Source organism: Denitrificimonas caeni, from assembly GCF_027498055.1.
GTDB lineage: Bacteria > Pseudomonadota > Gammaproteobacteria > Pseudomonadales > Pseudomonadaceae > Denitrificimonas.
Window position 1 is genome coordinate 1,839,927 of sequence record NZ_CP114976.1, and the last position, 12,865, is coordinate 1,852,791.

A 12,865-nucleotide genomic window follows, 5' to 3' on the forward strand; every position below is an offset into this window, starting at 1 on the left:
ATGACTCGCCAAGTATCACTTAAAGATCAGCAGATACCCTTATTTGAGCCGCTGTTTAGTGTTGGCAGTTCTGCGGTTGCGCCTCTGCTTGAAGCGCCCTTGCCAGTTCAAAAAGACTCAGCCGTGCAAGACGACGGCGTATTCAGTGAAATTTCTTTATCTGGCCGCAGCCAACAATGCCTACAGCTCATTGCGCCTATTTTGCGCGAGTTGAGTGAAGATGAAAATGACCGCTGGCTCACCTTGATATCACCACCAAAGCAAATTACCGCCCAATGGTTGCGGGATGCGGGTCTCAATCGAGAGCGTATTTTAGTTTTACGTCCCAGGGGCATGCAAAGCAGTCAAGAACTGGCCTGCGATGCACTACGCTTAGGTTGCAGTCATACGGTGATTTGCTGGTTTAACCCTTTACCTCGTGCGGCACGTACGCGCTTAAGCAAAGCAGCACGGGCAGGCACATCGCAAATCCTCAATATCCGTCAACCCTCCACGATCTGACTCTCCCCTGCAGATCGTTTGCCGCGCTAGCATACTTATGTCAGCGCGGCTTTTTTATGCCACTGCGTTATTTGTCGAGCAGCAGCTTTTCCCAAGCTTTAACTTCTTTCTTCGATGCGCCGCCCAGCACTTCTAAGGCCTGACGTAAACGGTAGCGGGTTAAGTCCGGGCCAAGAATAGCCATGGCATCTAACACCGAAACTGAACTGGCTTGTCCAGTAATTGCAGGGAACATTAAAGGCATGATGTCGCGCAGCTTTAGATCCAGCAGCGCTCCAGTTGCATTGATGCTGGCCATAATGGCGTCTTTATCCCACTGGCGTAAAGATTCCAGCTGCCACAGTACCAACTGCAATGTCTGACGCACTTGATCAGCGTCGAGCTTTTTGTGCTTGAACAGCTCGGCGTTAATGGGGACAGCACCAGAGAAAAAGAATCCGGCCAACGGAGCAATTTCACTTAAGGTTTCTACTCGACCCTGCACATGCGGTGCAATTTGCATCACGTAGTCACGATTAAATGCCCACTCGCGAGCAGCATCGGCAAACTGCTCAACAGTCAGCTCACGCAGCCACTGACCATTAAGCCAAGACAGTTTTTCCACATCAAAGATTGGGCCACCCAAGGACACACGATTGATATCAAAATTCTCAATCATTTCTTCCAGTGAAAACTTCTCCCGCTCATCCGGCATTGACCAACCCATACGGCCTAAATAGTTGAGCATGGCTTGCGGCAAATAACCCATACGCTCATAGAAGGTAACCGAGGTGGGGTTTTTACGCTTAGAAAGCTTACTTTTGTCAGGGTTACGCAACAATGGCATGTAGCATAAAACAGGCTGCTCCCAGCCAAAGTACTCATACAGTGCAATCAACTTAGGCGCAGATGGCAGCCACTCTTCACCGCGCAGCACGTGAGTAATGCCCATTAAGTGATCATCGACTACGTTGGCTAAAAAGTAGGTGGGCAAACCATCGGCTTTCATTAGCACCTGCATATCCATGCGGTCCCAGCCAATTTCAACTTTACCGCGCAGCATATCATCGACGATACAAACGCCTTCAGTGGGCATGCGCATGCGAATCACGTGTGACTCACCAGCGGCAACTCGCTGCTGCGCTTCATCCGGGTCTAAATGTGAACATAGACCATCGTAAGCTGGGGTTTGTTTGTCAGCCATTTGCTGGGCGCGCACTTCGTTAAGGCGTTCAGCACTGCAGAAACATGGGAAAGCATGGCCTCTATCAACCAGTATATCGGCGTGCTTTTTATAAATATCAGCACGCTCGCTTTGTCGATAAGGGCCGTGTGGGCCACCTACATCAGGGCCTTCATCCCACTCAATACCTAGCCAACGCAATGAATCAAAAATTTGCTGTTCTGATTCAGTGCTTGAGCGGACCTGATCAGTGTCTTCAATACGCAGAATAAACTGACCACCGTGCTGACGGGCAAAACACATATTAAACAATGCAATATAAGCGGTGCCAACGTGCGGATCACCAGTTGGTGAGGGTGCAATACGGGTACGTACAGTGGTCATTTAGTTCACTCAAAGCCAAAGAAGATAAAAGTAAGGGCGCTATCTTAGCAAACTCTAGCGCACTCGCTCCAGTTGTGATTTGCTCCTAGAGCAGCCAGGCAACCGCGCAACAGCTTGACTGACAAGGTTACAACTCCAAGAGGCGCAAACGCAGGCGTTGCACTTCATCGCGTAATTGCGCCGCTGCCTCAAACTCGAGGTCGCGGGCCAGCTGGTACATTTCCTCCTCCAACTGTTTGATCCGCTTGCTGATATCGCTGGGGGTACGGTGCAGTTGATCATATTCAGCAGCTTGTTCGGCAGCGCGGGCTTGAGCCTTACGTTTATTACTGCGCGCACCGGGCACCACAGCGCCTTCCATAATGTCTTTAACACTTTTCTTGACGCCGATGGGTGTGATGTTGTGCTCAGTATTAAAGGCAATTTGTTTTTCACGGCGGCGGTTGGTTTCATCAATGGCGCGCTCCATAGAGCCGGTCATCCGGTCAGCATATAAAATAGCCTTACCGTTTAGGTTACGTGCTGCGCGGCCAATGGTTTGAATCAGTGAGCGCTCTGAGCGTAGGAAACCTTCTTTATCCGCATCAAGAATGGCCACTAGTGAAACTTCAGGCATATCCAAGCCTTCACGCAGTAAGTTAATACCCACCAACACATCAAACACCCCCATGCGCAGGTCGCGGATAATCTCCACCCGTTCCACCGTATCAATATCTGAGTGCAAATAGCGGGCTTTAACTCCGTGATCACCCAGGTATTCGGTCAGATCTTCGGACATGCGCTTGGTAAGCGTGGTGACTAAAATACGCTCATCCACAGCAATGCGTGCGCTGATCTGTGAAAGCAAATCGTCCACTTGCGTCAGTGCTGGACGCACTTCAATTTCCGGGTCAATTAAACCGGTTGGACGCACCACTTGTTCAACCACTTGCCCCGCGTGCTCAGCTTCGTAATGCCCTGGCGTGGCTGAAACGAAAATAGTTTGCGGGCTAACAGCCTCCCACTCGTCAAAGCGCATCGGACGGTTATCCAGTGCCGATGGCAGGCGAAAGCCATAGTTGACTAAGTTTTCTTTACGCGAACGGTCCCCCTTATACATGGCACCAATTTGCGGCACTGAAACGTGGGACTCATCAATTATCAGTAAAGCGTTATCCGGCAAATAATCGTATAAAGTCGGTGGCGGCGCTCCGGGGTCGCGACCGGACAAATAGCGCGAATAGTTTTCAATACCGTTGCAATACCCCAACTCTAAAATCATTTCCAAATCAAAGCGGGTGCGCTGCTCTAAGCGCTGGGCTTCCACCAGCTGATCATTGTTGCGTAAGTATTCTAAGCGCTCAGCAAGCTCCACTTTAATATGCTCAATGGCCTCTAACAGTGTTTCTCGGGGCGTTACATAGTGTGACTTGGGGTAAAAAGTAAAACGCGGTAGTTTGCCAATAACTTTACCTGTCAGTGGGTCAAAGGCACTGATGCTTTCCACTTCATCATCAAACAACTCGACCCGAATGGCTTCAAAATCAGACTCAGCTGGATACACATCAATCACATCCCCGCGCACACGGAATGTCGCGCGGGAAAAATCCACTTCGTTGCGGGTGTATTGCAAATCAGCTAAACGGGCCAACAGCGTGCGCTGATCAATGCGGTCGCCGCGATCTAGGTGCACCACCATTTTCAAGTAACTTTCTGGGCTACCTAAACCATAAATACAGGACACAGTGGCGACAATTATAACGTCTGGTCGCTCAAGCAGTGCTTTGGTCGCGGACAAGCGCATTTGCTCAATGTGATCATTAATCGAGGCATCTTTTTCAATAAAGGTGTCCGAGGCAGCCACATAAGCTTCAGGCTGGTAATAGTCATAATAGGAGACAAAATATTCAACCGCGTTGTTCGGGAAAAACTCTTTGAACTCTCCGTACAACTGCGCTGCCAAAGTTTTATTTGGTGCCAGAACAATAGCTGGGCGCTGCACTTGCTGGATCACATTGGCCATGCTGAAGGTTTTTCCAGAGCCAGTTACCCCATGTAAAGTTTGGTGGGAAAGGCCTGACTCAATACCGGCAACCAACTTGCGGATGGCCTCGGGCTGATCACCGGCGGGTTGAAACTGTGTGACGAGCTCAAAGCGCGACATGCAAACCTCTTATAACAAGCGCGGCACAACACCGCATAAAGACAAAAAAACCAATCATTTCGGAAAAACTTTGCTAGCTGGCCATAATACCTGTCGAATCGCGCTGCGTCTCAACGCAGTGTCTGTTAAGCTAATGCCTCCATTCAACAATCAACGAGTTCGCAAAACATGAGCCTGTTCTCTGCCGTCGAAATGGCGCCACGCGACCCAATCTTGGGTCTGAACGAAGCTTTTAACGCCGATACCCGTCCACACAAAGTCAACCTCGGTGTTGGTGTGTATTACAGTGAAGCTGGACGTATTCCCCTTCTTAAAGCAGTTGAGTTAGCTGAAAAGACCCGCGCTGAGGCACACGCTCCGCGTGGTTACTTGCCCATTGAAGGGGTTGGTACATACGACAGTGCCGTACAGAAACTGTTATTTGGTGCCGACTCAGAAATTATCAAGTCGGGCCGCTGTGTTACCAGTCAAGCGATTGGTGGTACCGGTGCCTTAAAAATTGGTGCTGACTACCTCAAGCGTTTGTTACCAGATGCAGTGGTCGCAATCAGCGATCCCAGCTGGCAAAACCACCGCGCACTGTTTGAAGCAGCGGGCTTTCCGGTACAAAACTACCGTTACTACGATGCTGCGCGACAAGGCGTTGATCTCGAAGGCATGTTGGAAGACCTGCGTCAGCTACCGCGGCAATCCATTATAGTTTTGCATGCTTGCTGTCATAACCCAACCGGGGTTGACCTGAGTATTGAGCAATGGCAAGCAGTGCTTAAAGTGTTACAGGAATGTGAGCATGTGCCCTTTTTAGACATTGCCTACCAAGGTTTTGCCGAAGGTATTTATGAAGATGCAGCGGCTGTGCGCTTGTTTGCTGACTCTGGCATGCCCTTCTTTGTTTCCAGCTCTTTCTCCAAGTCGTTTTCCTTGTATGGCGAGCGTGTGGGGGCTTTATCTATCGTTGCCGACTCTGCAGAAGAAGCTGGTCGCGTCATGTCGCAACTTAAGCTAGTCATTCGCACCAACTACTCTAACCCGCCCACCCATGGTGCCACTGTGGTTGGTTTGGTTTTGAATACCCCTGAGCTGAATGCTCTGTGGCAAAAAGAGCTGGGCGAAATGCGCGAGCGTATTCAACTGATGCGCAAGCTGATGGTCGAGCAGTTGGCAGCCAAAGGAGCGAAAAGAGATTTTAGTTTTGTTGCTGAGCAGCGCGGTATGTTTTCTTACTCAGGTCTAACTAAAGAGCAAGTGGATCGTCTGCGTGACGAGTTTGCCATTTATGCAGTCTCCAGTGGGCGTATTTGTGTTGCTGCACTAAACCTCAACAACATTGATGCAGTCACCGACGCCATAGTGCAGGTATTGTAAAACTGTTGTTTGCCCAAGCCTATACGTCTTGCAGCATTGAGAAAGCCAGAGTCCCAAGTGGATTCTGGCTTTTTTATTGGCTCTAATTTTAAAGCTAGAAGTGTAATTCAGCCTTTAGGCCGGCAGTGAGTGTTACGCGATTGCGGCTCGCAGCAGTTGCTGACGCTCTTGATCAATCTGCCCATCTTTCAAGCACAGGGTTTCATTGGAAAAGACTTTAACGTCCTCAACATCGTGGGTAATCAAAATCAGCGGCACGGCTAAACGCTCTTGCAGTTCACGCAATTCTTTACGCATATGAATGCGCAAATCAGGGTCCAGTGCAGAAAACGGCTCGTCCAGCAGCAATGCACGCGGCTCAGTCACCAGTGCCCGCGCCAAAGCAGTACGCTGGCGCTGACCGCCAGATAGCTCATGGGGTCGTTGGTGCTGCACAGGCTCTAAACCAAAGTTATCCAGCCAATAATCCACTGCCTTACTGGCCACCTTGGTACTTGGATTGAACAGGCCGCGGCGTAAACTAAAAGCAACGTTCTGGCGCACACTCAGGTGCGGAAAAAGCGCATAATTTTGAAATAGAAACGCCACTTGACGCTGTTGTGGGGTCAGGTTAACTCCCTGTTTTTGATCAAACAAAGTGCGCCCAGCCAGCTTTAAATAACCGCTATCGGGTTTAAGTAACCCAGCAATCATTTGCAGCAGCAAGCTTTTTCCTGAGCCAGATGGCCCTAAAATCACCAAGCGATCATTGCTCGCGCTATAGCTTAAATCTAAGCGAAACTCACGGTTGCCAGAGCGCATGGTTTTACTGATATCTAGATCTAGTAGCATCCGCCTACCTCGCCCGCTCATTGATACGCCCCGGTGCTAAACGACTGGCAGTTAACAACACCACCACGCAGACCATGGAGGTGATGACTACCAACATATTGGCCGTATCATCTTTACCCGCCTGCACCGCTTCATAGACGGCAATGGACAGGGTTTGGGTTTTGCCGGGGATACTGCCGGCCACCATTAAGGTTGCGCCAAACTCACCCAGCGCGCGGGCAAAGGCTAACAAAACACCGGCCAAAATACCGCGCCAGGCCAGCGGCAAAGTAATGCGAAAGAAAATCGCCAACTCAGACACGCCCAAAACTCGAGCAGCTTGTTCAAGTTCACTGTCCACCGCTTCAAAAGCAGCCCGCGCTGGCTTAAACACCAAAGGAAAGGCCACCACCGTGGCAGCAATCACTGCCCCCTGCCAAGTGAAAATCAGATTAATTCCGAAACTGTCATACAGCCATGCGCCAAATGCACTTTTACGCCCAACCAAGACCAATAAGTAATAACCCAGCACTGTTGGCGGCATCACCATGGGCAAGGTCAGCAAGGTATCCAATAAGTCACGGCCAAAAAAACGCGTGCGGGCTAAAAAGAACCCAACACCAATACCTAAGACAATATTGAGCGCAGTCGCCCAACCTGCCACTTTTAATGACAAGCTGAGCGCTATCCAAACTGATTCCATGGTTGTTCGCTTAGGGCTGGCTGAAACCGTACTTACTCAGTACAGCCTGACTTTCACCGTTAAAGGTGTAGTCAATAAATTGCTGGCTTAATTCATTGCGACTGCCTTCTTTGGTCACTGCTATGGGGTAACTCACGACAGTTTCTAACGGCACAGTAAATTGCACCTTCACTTTATCAGCCATCACTGCCGCATCGGTGGCGTAGACAAAGCCTGCATCCACCTCATCACGGGCCACATAGTCTAAGGACTGACGCACATTCTGGGTGTTAATGATTTTGTCTGTCAGGGCATCCCATAAGTTATGCGTGACCAGCGCCTGCTTGCTGTAGCGTCCTACCGGCACGCTCTCAGGGTTACTCACCGCTAAACGCTGCAGTGCGTCTTGCTGCAGATCAATTAGCTCATTGAGCTCAAGTTGGCTATTGGCAGGGGTAATGACTACTACAGTGTTTTGCACAAAGTCTTGACGGCTGCCATCAGCCAACAAACCCTGCTCCTGCGCTTTATCCATGGTGACTTGGTCTGCCGAAGCAAACACATCAACTGGTGCGCCTTTAGCAATTTGCTGTAGCAGCGCCCCAGAGCCGGCAAAGTTAAGCAGTACTTTGTGCTCTGGGTACGCGGCTTCGAAATTCTCTGCAATTTCTTTAAAAGCGTTGGTCAAACTGGCTGCTGCAGACACAGTAACTTCAGCAGCAAAGGCACTGCCTGAGGCAGCTAGGATGGTCGCTGCCAATAGATTTTTTAGACTTGATTTAAGCATTGTGCACCCGACTAGTTGATTTCGTTATATACGCCAGACTATAACGCTTTCCAATTGAGTTGGGTAGAACAAGTTCAAGCAGTGCGACATTAAAGCATCACTCTTTTGTCGCACCACTTGGCCAGGGACAGCGGCCTAATTGAGCAAGCTGGAAAACGGCCAGAAACGCAACTGATCACCCACTGCACAGCTGGTGTTTTCCGGCAGCTCAAGCAAACCATGGGCTTGGGTGGCATTGCGCAAAATTCCTGAACATTGATTACCCAGTTTTTCCGCGCGACCATCCACTAGCGCCACACGAATAAACTCACGGCGCACACCAGCGACTGGCATGGCAAAGTTAACTGGCACGACAAAGTGCTGTGCCATGGGCTCGGTCACCCCCATGCGGGTCAAAATATAGGGCCGAGCCAATAATAAAAAAGTCACTAAGCTTGAAGTGGGATTACCGGGTAAACCGAGCACTGGCACACCTTGGTAGCGACCTAAGGTAAAGGGCTTGCCGGGTTTTAATGCCAGCTTCCAAAAATCCAACTCACCTTCTTCACGGATCACTTGGCCCAGATAATCCGCCTCACCCACCGACACCCCGCCACTGCTGATCAGTAAATCAACATCTTTCATGGCCGCTAAACGGTCTCGGGTCAGCTGCGCATTATCGGGTAGAATGCCCATATCAATAACCGCACAACTTAAGCGGTGCAAACTTTGAGTCAACATAGTGCGGTTGCTGTTATAAATCTGTCCTGGAGCTAATGGCTGACCGGGCTCGACCAACTCATCACCAGTAGAGACCACTGCCACCCGCAATTGACGGCGCACTGTGACCTGCGCGCAACCTAAGGATGCAGCCATGGCTAGCTCAATAGGCCCCAGACGAATCCCCGCTGGTAATATTACATCACCGGGCATGGCTTCTTGACCTTTAGGGCGGACAAACTTAGCCGTAGGCACTGTTTGCATAAAACGCACAGTACCGTCGTTAAGTTCTTCGGTGTTTTCCTGCATTTCCACCGCATCAGCGCCTTCTGGCATTGGCGCACCGGTAAAAATCCGTGCACAGGTGCCTTCAGCCAACGGCTCAGGACTGTGTCCGGCAAAGATTTTCTGACTGACTGGTAATGCCTGCCCTGCTTGCACTTCGGTACTGCGCACAGCATAGCCATCCATAGAGCTATTGGGCCACGGCGGCATGGCAAACTGAGCCAATAATGGCTCAGCTAATACGCGATTCTCAGCAGCATCGAGAGGCAGCTCTTCAATCCCTAAGCTGGCACAAGATTGCGCTTGTTCCAGTAAAATTTGCAGAGCCGTATCGACATTCAACAAACTCATTTTAATCGCGTCCTGTGCAGGCCGTTTTTTTGCCCAAGTGAGCAACAAAATTACAAGGCTTATGGGTTGCATCCAGCTGGTCGAGCAAAATACCTTCCCATGCGGTGCGACAAGCATTGGTGGAACCAGGCATGCAGCAAATCAGAGTGTTATTGGCCAGGCCTGCTAAGGCTCTGGACTGAATTGTCGAGGTACCTATTTCGGTATAGGAGATTTGCCGGAACAACTCACCAAACCCCTCAACTTCACGGTCAAACAGGCAGCTGACGGCCTCTGGCGTACTATCGCGATCAGTAAAGCCAGTGCCACCGGTGATCAAAATCACCTGTACATTATCACTGGCAATCCAGTTCGCCACCTGCGCACGAACTTGATATAGGTTATCCTGCAAAATCAAGCGTTCGACCACCTTGTGGCCAGTACTGAGCAGTTGCTCATTGAGGTAGCGTCCTGAAGTATCAGTTTCAGGGGTGCGGGTATCGCTGACAGTTAATACTGCAACATTTAAAGGCACAAATTGGCTGCTTACGTGGCTCATGGGATGTCCTATGACGAGAAATTTGCGCCAAGATATACCACAAATCACTTTGAAAAATGAGTTTTGCATGCCCAACTACCCCTTATTTTCCAATTGCTCCATTGTCCTGCTCGCTGGCGGGCGTGGACAACGTATGGGCGGCCAAGATAAAGGCTGGGTTACTTGGCAAGGGCACGCACTGATTGAGCATATGCAGCGCGTAGTGCGCCCGCTCACTGATGATTTGATTATCTCCTGCAACCGTAACCATGAGCGCTATCAGCACCTGGCCGATCAATTAGTCAGTGATCCGAATCAAGACTTCACCGGCCCTTTAATTGGTATCCTCAGCGCCCTTAAAGTAGCGCGCCACGAGTATCTAATGGTATTGCCCTGCGACGCGCCGCGTATTGATCAAGCCTTATTGCAGCAGCTCTATCAACAGGCCGGTGAGCGCCCTGCACTGTTTAAGCACCAAGGCCATTGGCAACCACTGTTTAGTATTATTGCAACGGCGCAACTCAGTGCTTTAGAACAGTTATGGCAAGCAGGTGAACGCAGCCCCAAACACGCTTTACTCCAGTTAAACCCTGTGGCAATTCACTGCGCCGCTGACGAGCAACGTCTGGCCAATTTCAATGACCCCAGTGTGTTGCAACAACCATTATTAATTGAGGATTCCTTATGCTGACTCACCTTGATGAGCAGGGACGCGCCAATATGGTCGACGTTACCGATAAAGCCAACACCCAGCGCGAGGCCACCGCTGAAGCTTGGGTGCGCATGTTACCCAGCACTTTGGCGATGATTACTGATGGTGAGCACCCCAAAGGTGATGTGTTTGCCGTAGCGCGCATTGCTGGTATCCAAGCAGCAAAACGCACCCACGAGCTGATTCCCCTGTGCCACCCGCTATTATTAACCAGTATTAAAGTGCACTTAACCGCTCATGCCCCTGACCAAGTGCAGATCACTGCTACCTGTAAACTGTCTGGACAAACTGGGGTTGAGATGGAAGCCTTAACCGCGGCCAGCGTGGCGGCATTGACCATTTACGATATGTGTAAAGCAGTAGATCGCGCTATGGTGATCGAACGCACTCAATTGCTAGAAAAACTTGGCGGCAAGTCTGGTCACTACCAACTGGACAGCACGCCCAGCCACAGTTGCTAATAATGGAGAGTAACAATGTTAACCGTACAGTTTTTAGCCCGTTACCGTGAAGAATTGGACTGCGAATCCGAGCAGCTACCTTGGCAAACAGACTGGCAAACCATTGACGATGTGCGTCAATTTCTTACTGCCCGCGATGGCGTGTGGACGGTACTCAATGATCCGCGCATTATGTGTGCGCTAAATCAAGATGTCTGTTCATTACAAGAGCCACTTAAGACCGGCGATGAGCTGGCATTTTTCCCCATGGTTACCGGAGGCTAATCTGCATGAGTATTCGTGTGCAAACTGCGCCCTTTGATCCTGGCGCTGAGCTCAATGCCGTGCATGCTGGCGATCTGAGCGTTGGCGCAGTGGTAACCTTTACCGGTTATGTGCGCGATATCAATCAAGATGAGAGCATTAAAGAGCTGTTTCTTGAGCATTACCCCGGCATGACCGAAAAAGCCTTGGCGAAAATTCGTGCTGAAGCGCTCCAGCGATGGCCATTAATTGATGCACATATTCTGCATCGGGTGGGTCCGCTGTCATTGGCTGAACCCATTGTATTTGTTGCCACCTCCAGCATGCACCGTGAAGCGGCTTTTGCCGCGTGCGAGTTTATTATGGATTACCTGAAAACCCGCGCGCCATTTTGGAAAAAAGAACAGACCGCCACCGGCACACACTGGGTTGAAGGCCGCGATAGCGACACTGATGCTGCTGCCCGTTGGGACACCACAGATAAGGAAACCCGCTAAATGTCAGTCTGCGATCAAGGTGCTTTGCACAGTATTGAGCAAGCCATCAGTGCCTTAAAAAGCACCCTCAAACGCCAAACCGCAACGCAAAGCTTAGCGCTGTCAGCGGCGCACCAGCATATTTTAGCCCGCTCGGTGTATGCCCAAGTGGATGTACCGCAGTGGGATAACAGTGCGATGGATGGCTATGCGTTACGGGCCAATGATCTGCAGCCGCCGGTTAATAGTTTGCCTTTAGCCGGACGGATTGCCGCCGGCGATAAGCCTGAGCAAAGCCTGCCCGCAGGTCAATGCATGCATATTCTCACCGGCGCACCGGTGCCGCTGGGTGCCGACACTGTGGTGGCGCAAGAAAACTGTAATATCAGCCCTAAGCAGATTCAGTTTAATAGCTGTAAAGCGGGCAGCAATATCCGCCGTCGCGGTGAAGAAATCGAGCAAGGCCAATTACTATTGGAAGCCGGTACCCGTCTACGGGCGCAAGAAATTGGCCTGCTGGCCAGTCAAGGCTTTGCCGAGGTTGAGGTGTATACACCTTTACGGATAGGCTTAATCAGTAGCGGCAATGAACTGTGCGAACTGGGCCAGCCGCTTAAACCTGGACAAATTTACGATATCAATAGCCATAGCCTTAGCGCCCTCTTTACCGGCTTAGGTTTTACTGTCACTCATTACCCTAAAATGCCGGATGATTTACAGCACAATATCGACAGCCTTGCACAGGCCAGTCGCGAGCAAGATGTGTTGATTAGCAGCGGTGGCGTTTCCGTGGGCGAAGAAGACCACCTGAAAAACGCCGTCAGCGCACTGGGCCAACTCAATCTGTGGCGCGTCGCGATTCAGCCGGGCAAACCCTTAGCTTTTGGCAGCGTTAGCGACACCCCGTGGATTGGCCTCCCCGGCAATCCAGCGGCAGCACTGATCACCGCATTAATCATTGCTCGCCCTGCACTGCTGCATGCCCAAGGCGCAAGCAATTGCGACCACCAAACCCTGCATATTCCCGCCGCCTTTGATTGGGAAAAACCCCGTGCCCGCCAGCAATACCTGCATGCGCGCTTAGCTCTACAAGACAACGGCCAACTGCACGTAGAGATTCACCCCAAGCAAAGTTCAGCCATGCTCAGTGCTGCCAGTTGGGCGGATGGGCTAGTGGAGATTAAGCCGCAGGAGACGGTGGAGAAAGATGATTTGGTGGGATTTGTGGGGTATGCGGGGTTGTTGGGGTGATTGATAAAGCCTGGGTTTAGGCTCAATACAACCTTA

At 50.7% G+C, this 12,865-nt stretch carries 14 protein-coding genes; 7 read left to right on the forward strand and 7 right to left on the reverse strand.

The window, feature by feature from the left end; genetic code table 11:
- The gene (gene sulA, locus O6P33_RS08745; RefSeq protein ID WP_269817405.1) at positions 1-501 is read left to right on the forward strand and encodes an SOS-induced cell division inhibitor SulA; all 501 of its coding nucleotides are present in this window, start codon (positions 1-3) and stop codon (positions 499-501) included.
- A 67-nt stretch (positions 502-568) separates the two neighbouring features.
- Here sulA and gltX read toward each other — a convergent pair whose 3' ends face one another.
- Positions 569-2,047 (reverse strand): glutamate--tRNA ligase, encoded by a 1,479-nt coding sequence (gltX, locus tag O6P33_RS08750; RefSeq protein WP_269817406.1) that lies wholly within the window; start codon positions 2,045-2,047, stop codon positions 569-571.
- A gap of 127 nt (positions 2,048-2,174) precedes the next feature.
- Positions 2,175-4,190, reverse strand: coding sequence for an excinuclease ABC subunit UvrB (gene uvrB / locus O6P33_RS08755; RefSeq protein WP_269817407.1), 2,016 nt, complete (start codon positions 4,188-4,190; stop codon positions 2,175-2,177).
- Positions 4,191-4,358: 168 nt separating this feature from the next.
- On the opposite strand from uvrB, the gene O6P33_RS08760 reads away from it, so the two are divergent.
- Positions 4,359-5,555, forward strand: coding sequence for an aromatic amino acid transaminase (locus O6P33_RS08760; protein WP_269817408.1), 1,197 nt, complete (start codon positions 4,359-4,361; stop codon positions 5,553-5,555).
- A gap of 132 nt (positions 5,556-5,687) precedes the next feature.
- Here the strand turns inward: O6P33_RS08760 and O6P33_RS08765 are convergent, their stop codons facing one another.
- The 5 genes from O6P33_RS08765 to moaB all read right to left on the reverse strand — a co-directional run bounded on the left by O6P33_RS08765 (position 5,688) and on the right by moaB (position 9,707).
- Entirely contained in the window at positions 5,688-6,386 is a 699-nt protein-coding gene (locus tag O6P33_RS08765; protein WP_269817409.1) for a sulfate/molybdate ABC transporter ATP-binding protein, read from the reverse strand.
- Between the two features lie 4 nt (positions 6,387-6,390).
- Positions 6,391-7,068 carry a molybdate ABC transporter permease subunit gene (modB, locus tag O6P33_RS08770; protein ID WP_269817410.1) on the reverse strand — a complete coding sequence of 226 codons (678 nt, stop codon included), beginning with the start codon at positions 7,066-7,068 and terminating at the stop codon, positions 6,391-6,393.
- Between the two features lie 10 nt (positions 7,069-7,078).
- Positions 7,079-7,834, reverse strand: a complete 756-nt coding sequence (gene modA / locus O6P33_RS08775; RefSeq protein WP_269817411.1) for a molybdate ABC transporter substrate-binding protein — start codon at positions 7,832-7,834, stop codon at positions 7,079-7,081.
- Positions 7,835-7,969: 135 nt separating this feature from the next.
- Entirely contained in the window at positions 7,970-9,169 is a 1,200-nt protein-coding gene (glp, locus tag O6P33_RS08780; protein WP_269817412.1) for a gephyrin-like molybdotransferase Glp, read from the reverse strand.
- Between the two features lies 1 nt (position 9,170).
- A complete protein-coding gene (moaB, locus tag O6P33_RS08785; RefSeq protein ID WP_269817413.1) occupies positions 9,171-9,707 on the reverse strand; it encodes a molybdenum cofactor biosynthesis protein B in 537 nt (178 codons plus the stop codon).
- A 67-nt stretch (positions 9,708-9,774) separates the two neighbouring features.
- Between moaB and mobA the strand changes: the two genes are divergently transcribed.
- From mobA to glp (O6P33_RS08810), 5 genes are read left to right on the forward strand one after another with little or no spacing between them, the layout of a single operon-like run.
- Complete coding sequence (mobA, locus tag O6P33_RS08790; RefSeq protein WP_269819499.1) at positions 9,775-10,377, forward strand: molybdenum cofactor guanylyltransferase MobA; 603 nt, start codon at positions 9,775-9,777, stop codon at positions 10,375-10,377.
- On the forward strand, positions 10,371-10,859 hold the full coding sequence (gene moaC / locus O6P33_RS08795; protein ID WP_269817415.1) for a cyclic pyranopterin monophosphate synthase MoaC: 489 nt from the start codon (positions 10,371-10,373) through the stop codon (positions 10,857-10,859). The genes mobA and moaC overlap by 7 nt, the downstream gene beginning before the upstream one ends.
- 15 nt (positions 10,860-10,874) lie before the next feature.
- Complete coding sequence (locus tag O6P33_RS08800; protein WP_269817416.1) at positions 10,875-11,123, forward strand: MoaD/ThiS family protein; 249 nt, start codon at positions 10,875-10,877, stop codon at positions 11,121-11,123.
- 5 nt (positions 11,124-11,128) lie between these two features.
- Positions 11,129-11,599: a molybdopterin synthase catalytic subunit MoaE gene (gene moaE, locus O6P33_RS08805; protein ID WP_269817417.1), complete on the forward strand. Its 471-nt coding sequence runs from the start codon at positions 11,129-11,131 to the stop codon at positions 11,597-11,599.
- The gene (gene glp / locus O6P33_RS08810; protein ID WP_269817418.1) at positions 11,600-12,829 is read left to right on the forward strand and encodes a gephyrin-like molybdotransferase Glp; all 1,230 of its coding nucleotides are present in this window, start codon (positions 11,600-11,602) and stop codon (positions 12,827-12,829) included. It abuts the gene before it with no gap.
- Positions 12,830-12,865 lie beyond the last annotated feature (36 nt).

Bases quoted from the DNA above. Each gene is read 5' to 3' on its own strand.
- glp (WP_269817418.1), top strand. From the start codon at position 11,600: ATGTCAGTCTGCGATCAAGGTGCTTTGCACAGTATTGAGCAAGCCATC.
- gltX (WP_269817406.1), bottom strand. From the start codon at position 2,047: ATGACCACTGTACGTACCCGTATTGCACCCTCACCAACTGGTGATCCG.
- sulA (WP_269817405.1), top strand. From the start codon at position 1: ATGACTCGCCAAGTATCACTTAAAGATCAGCAGATACCCTTATTTGAG.
- uvrB (WP_269817407.1), bottom strand. From the start codon at position 4,190: ATGTCGCGCTTTGAGCTCGTCACACAGTTTCAACCCGCCGGTGATCAG.
- moaE (WP_269817417.1), top strand. From the start codon at position 11,129: ATGAGTATTCGTGTGCAAACTGCGCCCTTTGATCCTGGCGCTGAGCTC.
- O6P33_RS08800 (WP_269817416.1), top strand. From the start codon at position 10,875: ATGTTAACCGTACAGTTTTTAGCCCGTTACCGTGAAGAATTGGACTGC.
- moaC (WP_269817415.1), top strand. From the start codon at position 10,371: ATGCTGACTCACCTTGATGAGCAGGGACGCGCCAATATGGTCGACGTT.
- glp (WP_269817412.1), bottom strand. From the start codon at position 9,169: ATGAGTTTGTTGAATGTCGATACGGCTCTGCAAATTTTACTGGAACAA.
- O6P33_RS08760 (WP_269817408.1), top strand. From the start codon at position 4,359: ATGAGCCTGTTCTCTGCCGTCGAAATGGCGCCACGCGACCCAATCTTG.
- mobA (WP_269819499.1), top strand. From the start codon at position 9,775: ATGCCCAACTACCCCTTATTTTCCAATTGCTCCATTGTCCTGCTCGCT.
- modA (WP_269817411.1), bottom strand. From the start codon at position 7,834: ATGCTTAAATCAAGTCTAAAAAATCTATTGGCAGCGACCATCCTAGCT.
- moaB (WP_269817413.1), bottom strand. From the start codon at position 9,707: ATGAGCCACGTAAGCAGCCAATTTGTGCCTTTAAATGTTGCAGTATTA.
- modB (WP_269817410.1), bottom strand. From the start codon at position 7,068: ATGGAATCAGTTTGGATAGCGCTCAGCTTGTCATTAAAAGTGGCAGGT.
- O6P33_RS08765 (WP_269817409.1), bottom strand. From the start codon at position 6,386: ATGCTACTAGATCTAGATATCAGTAAAACCATGCGCTCTGGCAACCGT.